The organism is Spirochaetota bacterium (assembly GCA_017999915.1).
Classification (GTDB): domain Bacteria; phylum Spirochaetota; class UBA4802; order UBA4802; family UBA5550; genus RBG-16-49-21.
In genome coordinates, this window is sequence record JAGNKX010000015.1 from 82318 (window position 1) to 101085 (window position 18768).

General features: G+C 55.7%; 19 protein-coding genes. 16 read left to right on the top strand and 3 right to left on the bottom strand.

Features of this window, described 5'->3' with window-relative positions:
- Positions 1–9: 9 nt before the first annotated feature.
- The 4 genes from KA369_19525 (at position 10) to KA369_19540 (ending at position 3011) form a co-directional block, all read left to right on the top strand.
- Complete coding sequence (locus KA369_19525) at positions 10–783, top strand: histone deacetylase family protein (protein ID MBP7738175.1); 774 nt, start codon at positions 10–12, stop codon at positions 781–783.
- A 120-nt stretch (positions 784–903) separates the two neighbouring features.
- Positions 904–1476 carry a hypothetical protein gene (locus KA369_19530; protein MBP7738176.1) on the top strand — a complete coding sequence of 191 codons (573 nt, stop codon included), beginning with the start codon at positions 904–906 and terminating at the stop codon, positions 1474–1476.
- Between the two features lie 91 nt (positions 1477–1567).
- Positions 1568–2473 carry a hypothetical protein gene (locus tag KA369_19535; GenBank protein MBP7738177.1) on the top strand — a complete coding sequence of 302 codons (906 nt, stop codon included), beginning with the start codon at positions 1568–1570 and terminating at the stop codon, positions 2471–2473.
- A gap of 61 nt (positions 2474–2534) precedes the next feature.
- Positions 2535–3011: a ferritin family protein gene (locus tag KA369_19540; GenBank protein ID MBP7738178.1), complete on the top strand. Its 477-nt coding sequence runs from the start codon at positions 2535–2537 to the stop codon at positions 3009–3011.
- Positions 3012–3105: 94 nt separating this feature from the next.
- Here the strand turns inward: KA369_19540 and KA369_19545 are convergent, their stop codons facing one another.
- The 3 genes from KA369_19545 to KA369_19555 form a co-directional block, all read right to left on the bottom strand.
- Entirely contained in the window at positions 3106–3441 is a 336-nt protein-coding gene (locus KA369_19545; GenBank protein MBP7738179.1) for a hypothetical protein, read from the bottom strand.
- Positions 3442–3632: 191 nt separating this feature from the next.
- Positions 3633–4421 carry a 50S ribosomal protein L11 methyltransferase gene (locus tag KA369_19550; GenBank protein ID MBP7738180.1) on the bottom strand — a complete coding sequence of 263 codons (789 nt, stop codon included), beginning with the start codon at positions 4419–4421 and terminating at the stop codon, positions 3633–3635.
- A gap of 92 nt (positions 4422–4513) precedes the next feature.
- Positions 4514–4849: a hypothetical protein gene (locus KA369_19555; GenBank protein ID MBP7738181.1), complete on the bottom strand. Its 336-nt coding sequence runs from the start codon at positions 4847–4849 to the stop codon at positions 4514–4516.
- A gap of 415 nt (positions 4850–5264) precedes the next feature.
- Here KA369_19555 and KA369_19560 point away from each other — a divergent pair, with 415 nt between their 5' ends.
- The 12 genes from KA369_19560 (at position 5265) to KA369_19615 (ending at position 18570) form a co-directional block, all read left to right on the top strand.
- Positions 5265–5462, top strand: a complete 198-nt coding sequence (locus KA369_19560; protein ID MBP7738182.1) for a hypothetical protein — start codon at positions 5265–5267, stop codon at positions 5460–5462.
- Between the two features lie 6 nt (positions 5463–5468).
- Positions 5469–6065 carry an NAAT family transporter gene (locus tag KA369_19565; GenBank protein ID MBP7738183.1) on the top strand — a complete coding sequence of 199 codons (597 nt, stop codon included), beginning with the start codon at positions 5469–5471 and terminating at the stop codon, positions 6063–6065.
- Positions 6066–6180: 115 nt separating this feature from the next.
- Positions 6181–7809 carry a DEAD/DEAH box helicase gene (locus KA369_19570; GenBank protein ID MBP7738184.1) on the top strand — a complete coding sequence of 543 codons (1629 nt, stop codon included), beginning with the start codon at positions 6181–6183 and terminating at the stop codon, positions 7807–7809.
- A 122-nt stretch (positions 7810–7931) separates the two neighbouring features.
- Positions 7932–8558 (top strand): LysE family translocator, encoded by a 627-nt coding sequence (locus KA369_19575; protein ID MBP7738185.1) that lies wholly within the window; start codon positions 7932–7934, stop codon positions 8556–8558.
- Positions 8559–8568: 10 nt separating this feature from the next.
- On the top strand, positions 8569–9366 hold the full coding sequence (locus KA369_19580) for a thioesterase family protein (GenBank protein ID MBP7738186.1): 798 nt from the start codon (positions 8569–8571) through the stop codon (positions 9364–9366).
- A 205-nt stretch (positions 9367–9571) separates the two neighbouring features.
- The gene (locus tag KA369_19585) at positions 9572–10075 is read left to right on the top strand and encodes a peptidylprolyl isomerase (protein MBP7738187.1); all 504 of its coding nucleotides are present in this window, start codon (positions 9572–9574) and stop codon (positions 10073–10075) included.
- A gap of 220 nt (positions 10076–10295) precedes the next feature.
- Positions 10296–10664 carry a hypothetical protein gene (locus KA369_19590; protein MBP7738188.1) on the top strand — a complete coding sequence of 123 codons (369 nt, stop codon included), beginning with the start codon at positions 10296–10298 and terminating at the stop codon, positions 10662–10664.
- Positions 10665–11038: 374 nt separating this feature from the next.
- Positions 11039–12673 carry an ATP-binding cassette domain-containing protein gene (locus KA369_19595; GenBank protein MBP7738189.1) on the top strand — a complete coding sequence of 545 codons (1635 nt, stop codon included), beginning with the start codon at positions 11039–11041 and terminating at the stop codon, positions 12671–12673.
- Between the two features lie 214 nt (positions 12674–12887).
- The gene (locus KA369_19600; GenBank protein ID MBP7738190.1) at positions 12888–13580 is read left to right on the top strand and encodes an iron-sulfur cluster assembly scaffold protein; all 693 of its coding nucleotides are present in this window, start codon (positions 12888–12890) and stop codon (positions 13578–13580) included.
- A gap of 20 nt (positions 13581–13600) precedes the next feature.
- Complete coding sequence (locus KA369_19605) at positions 13601–14605, top strand: GGGtGRT protein (GenBank protein MBP7738191.1); 1005 nt, start codon at positions 13601–13603, stop codon at positions 14603–14605.
- Between the two features lie 172 nt (positions 14606–14777).
- Positions 14778–16028, top strand: a complete 1251-nt coding sequence (locus KA369_19610; GenBank protein MBP7738192.1) for a cation:proton antiporter — start codon at positions 14778–14780, stop codon at positions 16026–16028.
- A 181-nt stretch (positions 16029–16209) separates the two neighbouring features.
- Complete coding sequence (locus KA369_19615) at positions 16210–18570, top strand: PAS domain S-box protein (protein MBP7738193.1); 2361 nt, start codon at positions 16210–16212, stop codon at positions 18568–18570.
- Positions 18571–18768 lie beyond the last annotated feature (198 nt).

Sequence of the window (18768 nt, forward strand, 5' to 3'; positions counted from 1 at the left end):
AGGTGGGCCATGAAAATCATTTTTCATGAAAAGTATTATGATTCCGATTACGCCGGGGACCCGGCCGCGGCGCCGGGGCGCCTTGACGGCATCATGGAGATTATCTCCGGCAACAGGGAGCGCTACGAGATCATCAGGCCCGAGCCCGCCGCGGAGGAGGATATCCTCCGCGCCCATGGCGGCTCCCATTATCAGCAGATAAAGGGTAACCGCCACCTCTACGAGCTGGCCTCCCTGGCCGCGGGCGGAGCCATCCTGGCTGCCGAGCGGGCCTATGGAGGGCATCCGTCCTTCGCCGTGGTGCGCCCGCCGGGACACCATGCCTCGGCCGATTCCTGCTGGGGCTTCTGCTACTTCAACAATATCAGCATCAGCCTGCTCCACCTGAGGGCCGAGGGGAAGATCAACAGGGCCTTCGTGCTCGATTTCGACCTTCACACCGGGGACGGCAATATCAATATCCTTGAAAACCGCAGGGACGGCTTCAAGGTTTCGATCCTTAACCCCATGTCCCATGACCGGGCCGCCTATATAAAGGAAGTAAAGGAATACATGGAAGATCTCAGGAACATAGACATCTTCGTGGCCGCGGCCGGCTTCGACCAGGGGATCGACGACTGGGGGAACCTGCTTTACCCGGAAGATTACGAGGAGCTGGGCCGCCTCATGAAGGAATACTCGGAGAAGCTCTGCGGCGGCCGCAGGTACGGCGTCCTCGAGGGTGGATACAACCACGATGTTATCGGGATCAACGTGGACGCCTTCTGCAGGGGCTTCGCCTGATTCCATGACGGCGCTGTTTTGTTGGACGCGGTACAATGGGAGCGCCTGATAAAATGATTGCTTTTTATATCGGATAATATTTTTTTGAAAATATATACAAAGGTTTCACGGGGGAGGGTTATGAAAAAAAGTAATGTTGCTTTTGTTGCGATCAGTATAATTATCTTTGCGGCCATCATTCTCGGTCTCCCGCACCTATCACCGGCCGGAGCGGCCGAGGTCGGTTACCGCAAGCTCATGCTGGGGAACAGCCGTGAAAGAGTCAGGGAGATCGTTAAGAACAATTTTGAAGGCGAATACCAGGTGGCCAACGGGGGCGACAATGCCCTGGTGCTCAAAAAGATAGCCGTTGACAAGCCGGTCCTCCTCATCGAGCTCATCTTCGATCACGCGTCCATCCTCTACAAGATCAATGTCAAGATCAGAAAAATGCCGGGCAACCCCGGGCCCGATGAAGTCATGAAGGTAATTGAAGAAAAATACGGCGCCCCGGCAAAGCGGAAAATAACCAACACCCTTGACCTCATCGCCTACTGGTACCCGGAGGGCGGCCGTTACGAGATATTTTTCCATAACATTTCATCATGGGACAAGTTCGATATCCAGTATACGGATACTTTTCTACAAAAGAAGAAAGATCAGCGCGATGAAGAACTCAACAAGAAGCCGGTGAAGAAGGAACTTGATTTCTAAGAATGCAAATAATTCGACAGCAGCCGGCAATGCCTCCGATATAGAAATAAAAAACCGCGGTCAGTTAAAGTCCATAGATAAGAGAAGCGCCGTGAATCTCCCTGTTGAAACCGACCTGACCATGATGCAGTTGTATCCGCACTCGAAGAAGCCGCTGCACTATGCCATGGGCCTTGTGACTGCGATAATTTTCGTGCCCGCCGGTTATATCGCCTTTCCCCTGCTGCTGGCGCTGAAGCTGGTATTGTATCCCCTGCCGTATCTCGCGCTGTCGCTCCTCCCGGACAGGGCCGCGGGGAGGATGTGGGAACTGAAGAACAGGGTGTTCTCGCCGGTCCATTATGTCGTTTATAAACTCTATTATATCCACATAGGACTGTGGCTCTCCTGCTTCAACGATTATGACGACCACTGGTACGGGCTGGATACGATCAGTTACAGGGACCACGAGGATTACCTGACATCCTACCGGGATTCGAGGGTGCGGTGGCGGTTTAAAAAGAAGCTCAAGACCTATGGGGCATACGGCATTACCGAGGAAATTATCCCCGATTACGCGGTGTTCTTCAAGTCGCTTTTTTCAATCGGATTTTTCAGGCTGATCTACCGGTCGAACTTCAGAAAGAACCGCGGCTTCGCCCTGCTCTTCGGGCACTACCTGGTCATGAGAGACTATTTCATCATCCTCTTTCTCCCCGTGCGCATGCACGTGTATTCGAAGGACGGCGCGGTGGCGGGGATCGCAACTTATTTGAAAAGGGGCAATACCCTTGTCATGTGCCAGCACATTATCTCCGATGAATACATACGATCCGGCATGTTTTACAGCCAGATGGACACCTGCATCGGTTATGCCTTCAGAGATCCCGATGTCCGCTATGTGTCATGTTCCATAACCACGCGGCAGGCGAAACAGACCTGCGGCTGCTATCCGATCAATTATTTATTGACAGATGAGTTCAGGTTTTTACCATTTACACAGCTGGGCTCGCCTTGACCTATCGATGGATGCCCGGTAACTTCTTTATTAATAATATGATGAACAGGAGGCCGTCGATATGGCTTTTGATTTCAATGCTGATGATGTTCTCAAGATCGCGGAACAGATAGAGGAAAACGGGGCTGATTTTTACAATAAGGCTTCGGCGGCGATGACCGACCCGCATTACAAGAAATTCCTGGCTGATTTAGCCGTCATGGAAGTCGATCATAAAAAGACCTTTGCCGGCATGAGGGCGGCCCTGTCGGAAACGGAAAAGAAACCGACGGTTTTTGATCCGAACGATGAATCGGTGCTCTATCTCAACGCCCTGGCCGACCTGCGCGTTTTTTACAAGAAAGAAATGGATACGTCCTCAATTGAAAAAATTCTTGCTTCAGCTATCGAAGCGGAAAAGGATTCCATTGTTTTCTATGTCGGCATGAAGGACCTGGTGCCGGATAAGCTCGGGAAGAATAAAATCGACGCCATCATCGACGAGGAAAAGAAGCATATCATCCTGCTGGGCAAAGAGCTTCTTTCTTTGAAGAAGTAATCACCGGTTCCCGGAATAAACGCTCGATAAATATATAGATAACGAAGGCAGGGATACCCATCCCCGCCTTCGCCGTATTATCGGCTTGGGGAAGCTACTTTTTCTTGTAGACTACGGTTTTACCGTCCTTGTCCCTTTTTACTGTCATCGTGGTGGCGTCCCCTGACACGATGGTGAATACCGTTACCTGGCCCTGGACCGTGGTGGTCAGCTTGTCTCCCTGGATCTTGTAGGTCCCGGCCATGGTCAAGTCACCCATCTTCTGAACCAGTGAGCCGTCCGCTTTATATTCCACAGTCGCCATAAATCCTCCGCCCATATCGAAGCTCCAGGCGCCCGCGATTGTTTTGCTGTAATCTGTTTTGGCAAAGGCTGTTGCGAACAAGAACATGGCGGCGAATACGGCGATAAGGACTTTTGCTTTTTTCATACTGTCTCCCTTCTGCTTAATTGTTTTAGCACCGTTTTACATCCGGTGTCAGGGTGAATGATAATCATGATTTTTTCAGTGTCAATTATTTTATGGGCATGTGTTGTCGTTCCCCATGTCATCGCGAGTGAACCAAGCGATCTTATGATTGATGGTGTCGATTGCGGGAAGCCATAAAACTTGTTGTAAAACTATCTTTTCGACGAATTCCGGTTTCCCGGGGTAAGAAGAAATCCATACCAGCCGTCCCGGTGGGTGCTGTTGAGGCAGTACAATCCCTTCCGGTCAAAAAGGTCCCGCATCGACTCGCTTCTTCCGGCGCTTATGCCGCTGGCGATGATTATGCCTCCCGGCGCCGTGAGGGTTCTCAGTATATCAAGATTGGCCGTGATGACGTCGGAGACCAGGTTCGCCATGACGATATCGTAGACGCGTCCCCTGTCGAAGGCGCCTATGTCGGACACGTGCAGCCTGATCCATCCGCAGTCGTTGATGGCGCGGTTTTTTGTCGCGCACTGGATCGCGTGATGGTAAATGTCTATGGCGTCGATGTCCCGGATCCCGAGCTTGGCGGCGGTTATGGCGAGAACGCCGGTCCCCGTGCCGGCGTCAAGGAGGGTCAGGGCGGCCCGTTTTTCCCGCGGTATGTCCCCAAGATGTTCCACCAGGTATTTGACGCAGAGCCACGTGGTGGCATGGCGCCCGTCGCCGAAAGAATGGCCCGGATCGATCGTTATCGACAGGGGGTAGGCGTCTGTTGCCGTGCCGGCCCGGGGCCGCGTCTGTTCGCTTATTTCGATCAGGTCCTGTCCGGATGCGTCATCGCTGAACAAAGGCATGGCCGGCATCGACGGTGTCAGCCCCTCTATGGAGAACAGCTGCCGCAGGTAGTCCATCGAGGGGGAATGATACCGGATTTCGCCATCCTCTTCATGTTCTTCCCCGGAATTGATTATGTTAATGACGATCTGGTCAAGCATTGGTCATATTTTACTTATACGGCCACCGGTTGGGTGGCGATGTCCATGAGATTGGAGCAGGAACGGCTTGTTCCCGCTTCCGATTCTTATAATTATTGCCTGATATAGACTATGGTGCGCCCGTCCTTATCGCGTTTAATGGTCAACTCCTTGTCGACCAGGGAGACAATGGTATAGACCGTGGTGCGCCCCTTGGAAACGGTTATCAGCTTGTTCCTTTTTATCTTGTAGGTCCCGCCGATAATCAACTCATCGACCGTCTGCTGGAACGTGCCGTTGTTCCGGTACTCTATCGCGGCCATGATCCCGGCGCCCATGTCAAACTTCCAGGTGCCCACGATTACCGCGCCGAAGTCCGCCTGGCCGGATACGGGCGATGCCAGGATCAATCCGGCAATGATGCATGCTGTAAATGATAATTGTTTCATAAACCCTCCATCTCCATGATTCTCTTTGATCGCCGCTACCATGCCGCCATGTAATACAAAAAGCTCATGGACGATCCGGTTTTTGTCAATACATTTCAGATCAATCCCATCCGGCGCCGGGGGGTAGTAGTATAATTTTGGGATGGCTCATGCCTCACTAATTTACGACTGCTACCGCGTCAGGGAATGATTCAATACTAGAATGACCAATTATAGCTTGCGCAATGGCGTAATGGTTTTTTACATAAGAAAGTTCGCAGCGGCATTGACATTTGATAAAAAGAACAATACATTAGTTTCATCTGTTGAAATAATCCCGGTTCCGGCCATGGAAGATGCAATCTGAAAGGGCCGGATCGGATCCGGGCCCAATAACGGCCATGTCTTTAAAAAGATTGAAGAAGGAGAGAATATAATGAAGGAAAAAAAGTCCGACCCCCAAAGCTGGTGGAAGTGTTCCTTGTGCGGTTATACGCTCCAGGCTCCGGTCCCGCCGGAGGCATGCCCCTCCTGCAAACAGACCTGCGCCTTTGCCGAAGTAACCTGCTATGCCCCGGAATGCGGCGGTCCCGGCAACATCGATCCGCGCTTGGTCGGCGGTGATAAGAAGTGACCGCCGATGCCAGGTCTATTCGTCAATACATTCATTAAATTCTTTTTTCTGCTCACGCCGTTTTTCCTTCTTTCAACGTTCCTTTCAATGACAAAGGATATGGAAAACGGGAAGAAGAGAAAGATAGCCCTCAAATCGACTGTCTCGATCGTCATCGTGTGCATCATTCTTTTTCTCATCGGGAACCAGATCTTCGCCGTCTTCGGCATAACCCTGAACTCCTTCCGCATCGGCACGGGCATCCTCCTGTTCTTTTCTGCCATCGTCCTTGTCCAGGGCCCCAAGGGGGAGCAGCAGCATAACGATTCAGACGACATCGCCGTGGTGCCCCTGGCGATCCCGGTCGCGGTGGGTCCGGCCACGACCGGCGCGCTCCTGGTCATGGGGGGCGAGCTGGGGTCCCTGGCGGAAAAGATCGTCGGCATCTGCGCCATCATCGCCGCGGTGGTCTGCACCGGCGTCTTTCTCTTCATCAGCGGCTCCATCGAGAAGGTCGTGGGCAAGCAGGGGCTTTCGATCCTGAGCAAGATAACCGGCCTCATCCTGGCCGCCCTGGCGGCGCAGATGATCATGACCGGCGTGGTCGGGTTCCTGGGACGGTGACAGCGCCATTCGGCGGGGCGCTGCGGGGATGGAATTGCATGCAATAAAAATAAAACTATTGTAGTTTCCGGCCCCATACCCGGTTATGGTCTCAAACATAAAGCAGGAAGTATCCATGGAACTCGAAAAATTCAGGGCCCTGGGTCTCTCGGATGAGACCCTGGTGGAACTCCATAAAAAAGGCTTTGAAGAGCCGACGGAGATCCAGGAGATAACGATCCCCATTCTCATCGAGGGGGGGGCGGACATCATAGGGCAGGCCCAGACAGGCACCGGCAAGACCGCTGCCTTTGGCCTGCCGATACTGGAAAAGCTTGTACCGGACGCGGATGGGATTCAGGCCCTTGTCCTTGTGCCCACGCGGGAATTGGCGATACAGGTCGCCGAAGAGATTAATTCCTTCAAGGGCGCCAGGAAATGCCAGATCATCCCGATCTACGGCGGCCAGTCCATCGTCGATCAGCTCCAGCGGCTTAAGAGGGGCGCGGACATCGTCGTGGGAACTCCCGGCAGGATCCTCGACCACATGAGAAGAAAGACTATCGCCCTTGACCGCGTGTCCCACGTGGTCCTCGACGAGGCGGACGAAATGCTCAACATGGGCTTCATCGATGAAGTGAAGGATATCCTGGAGCACACGAACCCTGACCGGCGGACGCTCCTTTTCTCCGCAACCATGCCCGACCGCATCATGGACATCGCCCGCCGGTACATGCGCAAATACAGGGTCGTGACCGCGAAAAAGGGACAGCTCACCGTCGATCTCACGGACCAGATATATTTCGAGGTGGCCCCCAACGACCGGTTCGAGTCCCTCTGCCGCATCATAGACATCGAGAAGGAATTCTACGGTCTCATATTCTGCCGCACCAAGGTGGCCGTGGACGAGCTCACGAACAGGCTCATCGACCGGGGCTACGACGCGGAGGGCCTCCACGGCGACCTGTCGCAGCACCAGCGGGAGCGCATCCTGGAGAGGTTCAGGAAACGGCAGATAACCATTCTCGTCGCGACGGATGTAGCGGCCCGCGGCATCGACGTGGCGGACCTTTCCCACGTGATAAATTTTTCGCTGCCCCAGGACGCGGAAGCCTACATCCATCGGATCGGCCGCACCGGCAGGGCCGGCAAGAAGGGGATCGCCATAACCTTCACCACCCCCGATGAATACCGGAAGCTCATGTATATCGCCCGGGTCACGAAAAAGGAGATACGCAAGGAGAAGGTCCCCCGGGCTTCCGAGATCGTCACGGTCAAGAAATCGAGGATACTGGCCGAGCTGAACGAGATCATCGAGGCTCGTGAGCACCGGGACTACCTGGTCACGGCCATGCAGATGGTCCATGACCATGACCCGGCCGAGGTCGTGGCCGCCCTCCTCAAGTACACGCTGGAGGACGAGCTGAGCGAAGGGAAATACCGGGACATCAGGGAATACGCTGAGGAAGCGATCGAGGACCGTGGAAAGGCGCGTCTCTTCATCTCCCTGGGAAAGAAGGACGGCCTCACGCCGAGGAAGCTCCTCAAGCTGATCAATAACGAAACACGGATCCCCGCCGGCAAGGTGAGCGAAATAAAGGTGATGGACAGCTATTCCTTCCTATCGGTGCCCTTTAAAGAGGCGGAGATTATCCTCAATGCCTTCAAGGAGAAAAAGGGATCCCATAAGGCCATCGTGAAGAGGGCGGATACCGAAAAGAAGAAAAAGAAGGATAAGCACAAGGGCAAAAAGAAGAAGAAATAGCAACAAGCAGGGGGGCAGGGGATGGGGGTGAGAGTGCGAGAATATTTTATTGACAAGGAACAGGATAAAAAGTTTTTTGATATGTCACAATTCAATGCGAATATAATAATCAAGGAACACACATGTTCGACCTGAATACGCTCTTCATGTTCATCACCGCCTCGGTTCTCCTGGCCTTCGCGCCGGGCCCGGACAACATCTTCGTGCTGGCCCAGTCCGTGCTGTACGGGAGATCGGCGGGCTTCAGGATAACACTGGGACTCTGCACCGGCCTTGTCGTCCACACCTCCGTTGTGGCCCTTGGCGTCGCAGCCCTCTTCAAGACCTCGGTCATCGCCTTCAATGTTCTCAAGTACCTGGGCGCGGCGTACCTGCTCTTCCTGGCGTGGAAGTCCTTCAGGGCGTCTTCGGGTGGCATCGAGCTGAAGAAGAGCGAAGAGATCCCCTCGTGGCGGCTCTACCGGCGGGGCATCATCATGAACGTGACGAACCCGAAGGTGTCCATATTTTTCCTGGCCTTTCTGCCGCAGTTCGCCGATCCGGCGCGGGGGTCCCTGACCCTTCAGCTCGTTCTCCTGGGACTGATGTTCATCGTCGTGACCCTCCTGGTCTTCGGCCTCATCAGCCAGCTCGCCGGCGTCATCGGCGCCTGGCTGCAGAAATCGGGAAAATTCGAAAAGGCGCTGAACATGACCGCCGGCACGGTGTTTGCCGCCCTGGCGGTCAAGCTGGCGCTGACGAAACAATAGAAGGTTCACCATGGGTATTTTTGACAAGGATATTGAGATCGTCGAACGGGGAGATTCACTCTACCGGGGGACCGTGTCCGAAAACTGGCTTATCAACGGAAATCCCAACGGGGGTTACCTGATGGCCCTGGCGGCGAGCGCGATGCTGAAGCGGAGCGCTAAAAAGTCGATTCCCATAATGACCGTCAACTATCTTTCCCGGTGCGTTCCCAGCGACGTCGAGTTCCAGGTCGACGTCATCTCGGAGTCGGCCCAGTTCAACCGGCTCCAGGCCCGCCTGCTCCAGGAAGGAAAGGAACGGATCCGCGCCTGGGGGACCTTCGCCGATGAAAAGATCGAATGCGTCCTTGACCGGTACGAAACGACGGTTCCCGAATTGGCCCCGCTGGAATCGTGCGTCCCCATCCCCGCCATCCCGAAGTACACGGTCATGGAAAATCTCGACATCCGCCTGGACCCGTCCTGCGCCGGCTGGATGCAGGGGAAGCTGACGGACAAGTCCGAGCACAAGGGGTGGATCCGATTCAGGGACGGCCGTCCCTTTGACATGCTTTCACTGCTGCTGATGGCCGACGCGTTCCCGCCGCCCATTTTCGCGAGCCAGGGCATCGCGGCCTGGGTCCCGACGCTGGAACTCAGCGTGAGCGTCCGGAACATCCCCCAGACGAAGTGGCTCAAGGGCTTTTTCCGCACCCGCTTCGTCAGCTGCGGCCTTGTCGAGGAGGACAGCGAGATGTGGGACGAAGAGGGGAACCTGGCGCTCATATCGAGGCAGATCGCCCAATACCGGAGCATCGGGAAGATTTAGCAGTTTGCTGAAAAACAGCAAACTGCTAAGCGATACATGAATGTATCGCCATTTTTCGAGGCGTTAGCCGAGAAAAATGTGAGGTTTTACGAATTCACTTCGTAAAACCGACCCTGAAAAACTCCAAGGAAGGAGTTTTTCAGGAAACTGTTAGAAAGCGCGGTCATGTGACCGCGACTGAACATATAATAAATGGAGAACATACATGGCACTTACCGCTACCATCAAGACGAACAAGGGCGACATCAGGCTGAACCTGTTCGCCGATAAAACGCCGCTGACCGTGGCGAATTTCGCGAACCTGGCCCAGAAGGGCTACTATAACGGACTCAAGTTTCACCGGGTCATCGCGGACTTCATGATCCAGGGCGGATGCCCCCTGGGCACCGGCACCGGCGGACCGGGCTACACCTTCAAGGATGAATGCACGCCGGAGCTGAAGCATGACAAGCCGGGGATCCTTTCCATGGCCAACGCCGGCCCCAACACCAACGGGAGCCAGTTCTTCATTACCCATGTTCCCACGCCCTGGCTCAACGGGAAGCACACGGTCTTCGGCTCCGTCGTCGACGAGTCCGACCAGAAGACCGTGAATAGCATCAGGCAGGGCGACTCGATCGTGTCGATCACCATCGATGGCGATACGTCGGAGCTTTTCGCGAAGGTCGCCGATAAGATCAAAGAATGGGACGGGAAAATTAAGAAGTAACTGGTACCGTTCAGTTGATGACCGGGAGTTCATCGCTTGCCCGCCTCGTATAACCTCCTGTTGACTCGGCGGGATCGGCGACATCCATGTCGCCTACTCGCTGATGAACTCACCGGTCATGGGGCGCCAGGCATATTGAATGGGTTCTTCCGTAAGTGTGAGCGGGGCGGCTGCACCTGAGTCGATTGTTGCGAACCGGCGCGATGCTTTATTTCTGCAGATGGATCGACACAGCATGAAAGATAAAATCGTATATTCCACCGAAGCCGGTGATCTGAGGGAAAAGGACAGCGGCAGGAACGCGAAGAAGGCTAGCCATGCCTTCACGAAGGGCCCCGCCCCTAAAAAGGACGGTGTCGTGCGGGTCCAGAAGGAGAGCAAGGGGCGGGGCGGCAAGACCGTTTCCGCCATCTATGGATTGCCCCTGTCCGAGATCGCCCTGATGGACATGGCGGCGCGGCTGAAGCAGAAGTGCGGCGCCGGCGGCACCGTCAAGGACGGGGTGATCCTGATCCAGGGCGACAAGGTCGAAGCCATCATCCAGCATTTGCAGAAGGAAGGCTTCACCGTGAAAAGGGCGGGGGCTTAAAGAGAAATATTTAGTCAGCTTGTCATTGCGAGCGCAGCGATGCAATCTCCTCCTTTCTCGGACCTCACCCTCGCTCTGCGCGCACTAAGCGACAGGATGTCGCGCATGCAGCAGCGTACATGGAAGTACTTGCTGCTGCCTCCTTAGTAAGGAAAGGGTTTCCGCGATAAGGAAAATTTTTATTCTCCCCTCTCCATTTATGGAGAGGCTCCCGGCAGGATGCCGCAGTGGCGAGCGCGGACAGGACGTCCGAAAAGCGCTCGCCGGCCGGGGGAGAGGTTGAAAGGGCCGGGGGGCGATGATAAAGGCAATATAAGACAGCCCGTTGTATTTCTCACGATGATATTTAACATGGTAAATAAGGTGCTTTCAATATGCTTAACGTAACTGACGTGACTCTCGCCTTCGGGAAGAGAGTGTTGTTCAAAGAAGTGAATATAAATTTTTCTCCCGGGAACTGCTACGGCCTCATCGGCGCCAACGGCTCCGGGAAATCGACTTTTTTAAAAATCCTCTCCGGCGAGCTGGAGCCGAACACCGGCGAAGTCGCGCGCAAGCCGAAGGAGCGCATCGCCATGCTCCAGCAGGACCAGTCCGCCTTCGACGAGTACCCGGTCCTGGAAACGGTCATCATGGGCCATCCGAAGATGTACGCCGTCCTGAAAGAGCGGGACGAGATATATTCCAAGGAGGACTTCTCCGAGAAGGACGGCCACCGCGCGGCGGAGCTGGAGGAGCTCCTCGACGAGATGAACGGGTACGAGGCCGAGGCGGACGCGTCGACCCTCCTGAGCGGCCTGGGGCTCGGCGACGACCTGCACCAGAAGACGATGAGGGAGCTCGAAGGAGGCGAGAAGGTGCGGGTGCTCCTGGCCCAGGCCCTCTTCGGGAACCCGGACATCCTCCTCCTCGACGAGCCCACGAACAACCTGGACATCGAGTCGATCACGTGGCTCGAGAACTTCCTTTATAATTTCAACAACACCGTCATCGTGGTGTCCCACGACCGGCACTTCATCAACAAGGTCTGCACCCACATCGCGGATATCGATTTCGGCAAAATCATGGTCTACGCCGGGAACTACGATTTCTGGGCCCAGTCCATCGAGCTGGCCATAAAGCAGAAGAAAGAGGAAAACAAAAAGAAGGAAGACAAGATCAAGGAGCTCCAATCCTTCATCGAGCGCTTCAGCTCCAACGCCTCCAAGGCGCGGCAGGCCACGTCGCGGAAAAAGCTGTTGGAAAAGCTCACCCTCGATGAGATCCCGGTGACCTCCCGGCGGTTCCCCTACGTCGCCTTCAAGCCCGACCGGGAGTGCGGGAAGATGGTGCTCTCCATTGAGAACCTGTCGAAGTCCATCGACAGCGAGGCGGTGCTGTCGGATTTCAACCTCACGGCGAACCGTAACGACAAGATCGCCTTCGTGGGGCCCAACAATCTCGTGAAAACCGTGCTCTTCCAGATCATCATGGGAGAGATGAAGCCCGATTCCGGGGATTTCAAATGGGGCGAGACCATATCCACGGCCTATTTTCCCAAGGAAAACGGCTCTTTTTTCGAGATCGACAAGAACCTCGTGGACTGGCTCAGGCAGTACACCGCGATCAACGACGAAACCTATGTGCGGGGGTTCCTCGGCAGGATGCTCTTTTCCGGCGACGAGTCGCAGAAGAAGGTGAACGTCCTCTCCGGAGGGGAGAGGGTCCGGTGCATGCTGTCCCGGATGATGCTCTCCGGGGCCAATGCCATGGTCCTCGACGATCCCACGAACCACCTTGACCTGGAGTCGATCACCTCCCTGAACAACGGACTCATCAACTTCAGCGGTGTGCTCCTCTTTTCGTCCCATGACTACCAGTTCATCGATTCCATCGCGAACCGCATCGTGGAGATAACGCCCTCCGGCGTGATCGACCGGGCCATGACCTTCGAGGAATATATCACAAGCGACGAGGTGAAGAGCCTCCGCGACGAGATGTACCACGGGCACCAGCGCCTCAGAATATAAAGAACGGTCACTCCTGCCATCACTGGCTACCCGTCCACTTTTCGATTTTTGACTATTTTTCTGATGAACTGATTACCCAAAAATTGCGGAAATGTTATTGACTCGCGTGGCGGCTGATTACACTTGTAAATCAGGGTGTTTGCCTGCAACGGGACATTGGGGAGAAATCCCGGCGAACGCCGGTATTAAAATCAGCGAAAGTAAGGGGTTTAACATGATTTACAGTCACGAGATTGAAACAATGTGCCGCGTCGCGAAAGGGGCGAATCATGGCCCGGCGCCCATTCCCCAGGAGGGCAAGTGGACCCAGGCAAAGGAAGTGAAGGATATATCGGGCTTGACCCACGGGATCGGCTGGTGCGCCCCGCAGCAGGGCGCGTGCAAGCTTACCCTCAATGTCAAGGATGGAATAATACAGGAAGCGCTGGTTGAAACCATAGGCTGTTCCGGTATGACCCATTCGGCCGCCATGGCGGCTGAAATACTGATCGGGAAAACGATTCTCGAGGCCCTGAACACCGACCTGGTCTGCGACGCCATCAATATGGCGATGAGGGAGCTGTTCCTCCAGATCGTGTACGGCAGGACCCAGACGGCGTTTTCCGAGGACGGCCTGCCCATCGGCGCGGGACTTGAGGACCTCGGCAAGGGACTGCGGAGCACCATCGGGACAATGTACGGGACGCTGTCAAAGGGACCGCGGTACATGGAAATGGCCGAGGGTTACGTGACCCGCATCGGCCTTGATGGGAATGACGAGATCATAGGGTATGAATTCGTGCACCTCGGCAAGATGATGGACATGATAAAGAAAGGAACCGACGCCAACGAAGCGTTGAAAAAGGCTACCGGAAAATACGGACGAATCGATGAAGCGGCCAAGGTCATCGACCCGAGGCATGAATAACGGATGGGAGGAATACCACAATGGCACTTTTTGAAAGCTATGACAGAAGAATAAACCAGATAAACGCGGCCCTTAAAAAAAATGGGATAGATTCCCTGGAGCAGGCAAAGAAGATATGCGATGACAAGGGCATTGACCCCTACAACCTGGCGAAGGGCATCCAGCCGATATGCTTTGAGAACGCCTCATGGGCCTATATAATGGGCGCTGCGATTGCGATTAAGAAGGGATGCAAAAAAGCCGCAGATGCCGCGGAGGCGATAGGCGAGGGTCTCCAGGCTTTCTGCATCCCCGGCTCGGTCGCGGATGACAGGAAGGTCGGCCTGGGACACGGGAACCTCGCCGCCATGCTCCTCCGCGAGGAAACAAAATGCTTTGCCTTCCTCGCCGGCCATGAATCCTTTGCGGCCGCCGAAGGGGCGATCGGCATCGCGCGGTCGGCGAACAAGATCAGGAAAGAGCCGCTGAAGGTCATATTGAACGGCCTCGGGAAGGACGCGGCGCAGATCATATCGAGAATAAACGGCTTCACCTACGTGCGGACACAATTCGACTACCTTACCGGAAAATTGACCATCGTGAAGGAGACGCAGTATTCCAAGGGAGACAAGGCGAAGGTGCGCTGTTTCGGCGCCGATGACGTGCGGGAAGGCGTCGCCATCATGCATCACGAAGGCGTCGACGTTTCGATCACCGGCAATTCCACCAACCCCACGCGGTTCCAGCACCCTGTCGCGGGAACCTACAAGAAGGAATGCTTCGAGCAGGGCAAAAAGTATTTTTCCGTAGCGTCCGGCGGAGGGACCGGACGGACCCTCCACCCCGATAACATGGCCGCGGGCCCCGCGTCCTACGGGATGACTGACACGATGGGAAGGATGCATTCGGACGCCCAGTTCGCAGGCTCTTCCTCCGTTCCGGCCCATGTCGAGATGATGGGGTTCCTGGGGATGGGCAACAACCCGATGGTCGGGGCGACGGTCGCCGTGGCCGTGGCAGTTGAAGAGGCGATGAAGAAGCAATAATTTTTCCTTGCATTTTGACGGTCATTTTGTAGAAAGGGTGAGTTTTTTCAGGGGATGGAGTCCCCCTTGTAACCGCCTTTCGGCTGATGACTCCTGCCGCCATGAAGCGGTGGGATGCGCCGAATAATGAATCCGCCGTCCGGCGGATTCATTTTGTATAGGGGAGATTACCATGCTTGAAATGTTCACCATCGCCACGGTCTGGCTCGCCCTGGCGGTCTTTTCAACAATCCTTGCCAATCGCGTCAAGATATCCATGGCCCTGATGGAAATATGCGTGGGGGCCCTTGCGGGCTATATCGCGACACGCTTTTTTGATCCTGATATATTGAAGCCGAACGCCGAATGGATGCGGTTCATTGCCGGCTCCGGAGCAGTGCTTCTGACCTTCCTGGCCGGGGCCGAGCTTGACCCGGTTTCCATCCGGAAAAAGATAAAGGAAGTATCTGTCGTGGGCCTCATCGGCTTCTTCGCGCCCTTTATCGGTTGTGCGGCCCTTGCTTATTATGTACTTGGATGGGACCCCCGGGCGAGCCTTCTGGGCGGCATCGCCCTTTCGACCACATCCATGGCGGTCGTCTACGCGGTCATGCTCGAATACGGTTTCAATAAAACCGAATACGGCAAGGGCATACTCGGCGCCTGTTTTGTCAACGACCTTGGCACCGTCATAGCCCTGGGGCTCATATTCGCGCCCTTCACCTATAAGACCGTGATACTCTTTGTCGCGTGCATATCCCTCATCTTCGTGCTGCCGCCCATCACGGCGCGGCTGACCCGCATTTACGGCAACCGTACCGCGGCGATCCGCACCAAGTGGATCGTGTTCGTTCTTTTCGGCCTCGGCGCCCTTGCGCTATGGGCCGGGAGCGAGCCGGTCCTGCCGGCATACATCGCCGGCATGGTCCTCGCCGGGAGTGTCGCAAAGGACGAATTCTTCATCCGTCGGCTCCGGACCCTTACCATAGGTTTTCTCACGCCCATTTATTTTCTTCGCGCCGGCTTCTTGGTTTCGATCCCGGCGGTCCTTGGCGCGCCCCTGGTCTTCCTGGCGCTCTTCGGCGGCAAGGTGATTTCGAAAATCCTCGGGCTTTACCCGGTGATCGGAAGGTTTCGTGAGAGCAAGAAGGAACGATGGTACTATACGCTTCTCATGTCGACCGGTCTCACCTTCGGTTCGATCTCGGCGCTCTACGGCCTGACCCATGGCATTGTCACGCGTGACCAGTATTCCTTTCTGATCGCCGCCGTCATCGCCAGCGCGGTCATTCCCACGCTCATAGCCAACAGGGCGTTCCTGCCGGAGCACCTCCTGGAAACACCCATGGCGGACGAAGAGGTCCCGCAGCTCGATACGGTTAAGGATTTCTGGGACCAGGATGAGATGGACCAGTATTTATCCAGCAGAAAAGATAAACGATGAAAGATGAAATACCGCGTAAAACATCATGAGACCAAATACCCCGTAGCTTGCTGCGGGGTATTTAATTTTATAGATAAAATAATATTATCCGATCGCCTTTTTTACGATAATATACTGATAGCCCATACTATGCGCCGGGTCTCTTATCGGTCCGCGGGTATTCCTGGCATCGTTTAACAGAATGATTAATACATTTCAACGCATATCGGCATGGATCCTCCCGGATGACCTGGCAGGCAGTGATGAACAGGGACGAAAGACGCTCTTCGCGCTCTTTTTATCGCTGCTCATGATCCCCCTGTTTATTTTCGGTGCCGTCCATCTCATTAGCGGCATCTATTTCCTCTGGATCATGGATCACCTGGCGGCCCTTGTCATGGCGGGCTTTATAATCTCCCTCCGGTTCATCAAGAAGCCCCTGATCCTCTACCGCATTACGATCATTATGACATCCCTGATGCTCTTCTACTGGCTTATAACCGGCGCCGTCCAGGGCTATGCCAGCATCTGGATCATAGGGACGCCCCTTTTCATTTTTTTCCTGACGGGCCGCCGCGAAGGCCTTGTGTGGTCCCTTGTCGTTATCACGGGTGCCATCCTCGTGTTCATGAACCCCCTGGCGCTTCCCTGGGTATGGTACTATCAGCCCGATTACGTGTCACGTCATCTCTTTACCCTTTTCATCACGTTTCTATTTACCTATTTTTATGAATCCATGAGTGACCGGTATAAAAAAGCCATTAAGAACGAACAGGGCCTCCTTGTCAGGGAAAAGGAGCGCCTTGCCGAGGCAAAGGCCGAGGTCGATTCGGTCAATGAGCGTCTCAGGCGGGAAATGGACGTGCGGCTCATCGCCGAAGAGGAGCTGCGAAAGCACCGCGACCACCTCGAGGAGATCGTCATGGAGCGGACCCGGGAGCTCCGGCGGTCCAACCTCGATCTCGGGGAGAGCGAGAATCGGTACCGCATCCTCGCGGACAATGTGACCGACCTGATTTTTTCCCTTGATATGGATTTCAGGATTCTCTACATCAGTCCCTCGATTCAGTCGATGTACGGATACACCCCCGGAGAGGCCCTTACTCTTTCGATACGGGACATCCATACTCCTGGATCTTTCAGGAAGCTGATGAAGGTCTATCACGCCCAGCTGGAGCTGGAGAACGGCGAGGGCGTCGATCCGTCCCGCCACGTGGTGCTGCAGCTCAGGCAGAGGCGCAAGGACGGGTCGCTCTTCGACGTGGAGGTCAGGGCCTCTTTCCTGAGGGATGATTCCGGCAAGCCTTCCGGCATAGTGGGCATCGCCCGGGATATCACCGAGCGGGTGCGTGCCCAGCGCGAGAACGAGGAGATGCAGGAACAGCTTGCCCAGGCGCAGAAAATGGAGGCGGTGGGGACCCTCGCGGGCGGCCTCGCCCATGACTTCAACAACATCCTGAGCGGGATCCTCGGGAGCTTCGATCTCCTCCGCCTGTCCCTCAAAAAAGAAGAGCTTGAGGATCGGGAAACGGTGGATAAGTACCTGGAAGTGGGCATGGAATCCGCCAGGCGGTCGGTCAACCTCATCAAGGAGCTCCTTACCCTGTCGCAGCGGCACGAGATCAAGCTTGAGCCGATCGACATGAACGCCGCGGTCCGCCATATCCAGGAGCTCTGCACGAACAGCCTGCCAAAGTCCATAGCGCTGGAGTTCGCCTATTCGCCGGAGCGGCCCATGATCATGGGCGACACTGTGCAAATCGGCCAGGTGCTGCTCAATCTCTGCATCAACGCCTCCCACGCCATGACCATTATGAGGGGCCCTGGGGAGCGGCAGGGCGGCACGCTTTCGGTCACCGTGGAGATCGCAGGATTCAACCACCATGACGCCATGCCCGGTGACGGACTGTCCTCCTCCGGCCGCGAATGGGTGAGGATCGTCATCGCCGATACGGGGGTCGGCATGGACCGGGATACGGTCACGCGCATCTATGAGCCGTTCTACACCAGGAAAAAGCGGGGCGAGGGCACGGGCCTGGGCCTGGCCATATCGTACAATATCATCCAGAAGCACGGGGGGCATATCCGCGTCGATTCGGAGCCGGGCGCCGGGTCGCGCTTCACCCTATACTTTCCCGCCTGCGATACCTGCGCGGAGCCGGACCATGGCGCTCCCGCCGTCGAGGAGCCGGTCAGCGGAACGGGCGTGGTCCTGATCATCGACGATGAGCCCACGGTCCTCAAGGTCGCCCGGGGGGCCCTGGAGCAGAGCGGCTACGAGGTCATCACCGCCAATTCGCCTGACATGGGCGTCGAGGTATTTCGGAGCAGCCATAACAGGATCTCGGCCGTGATCATCGACCTGTCGATGCCGGGCAAGTCCGGCCTCGAGGTGTTCGCCGTCCTGAAGGAAATCGATCCGGCCGTGCGCGCGATCCTTTCGTCCGGCATGCTCGACAATGAGTCGAAGGAGCGCGCCCTCGCCCTGGGTATCAAGGAATTCGCCAACAAGCCGTACATGGCCCGGGAGCTGGCGGAGAAGGTGCGGGGTGTTTTAATGTGACCCGCTGCGGGTAGGGCAATCACCGCGATGCAGCGGGATTTGCCCTGAACAGGGCAGGGGGGGTGACCGTGAGACGGTCGTGCAGGGGATAGGGGGGCCATTGCACGATGGCCCCCCTATCAACCCCCCGCGTGCCGCCTCAATCGCCGGCGGGGGCTTACTCCTGATGTCTTTTATGGTTTTCCGGTTTATCTGTTT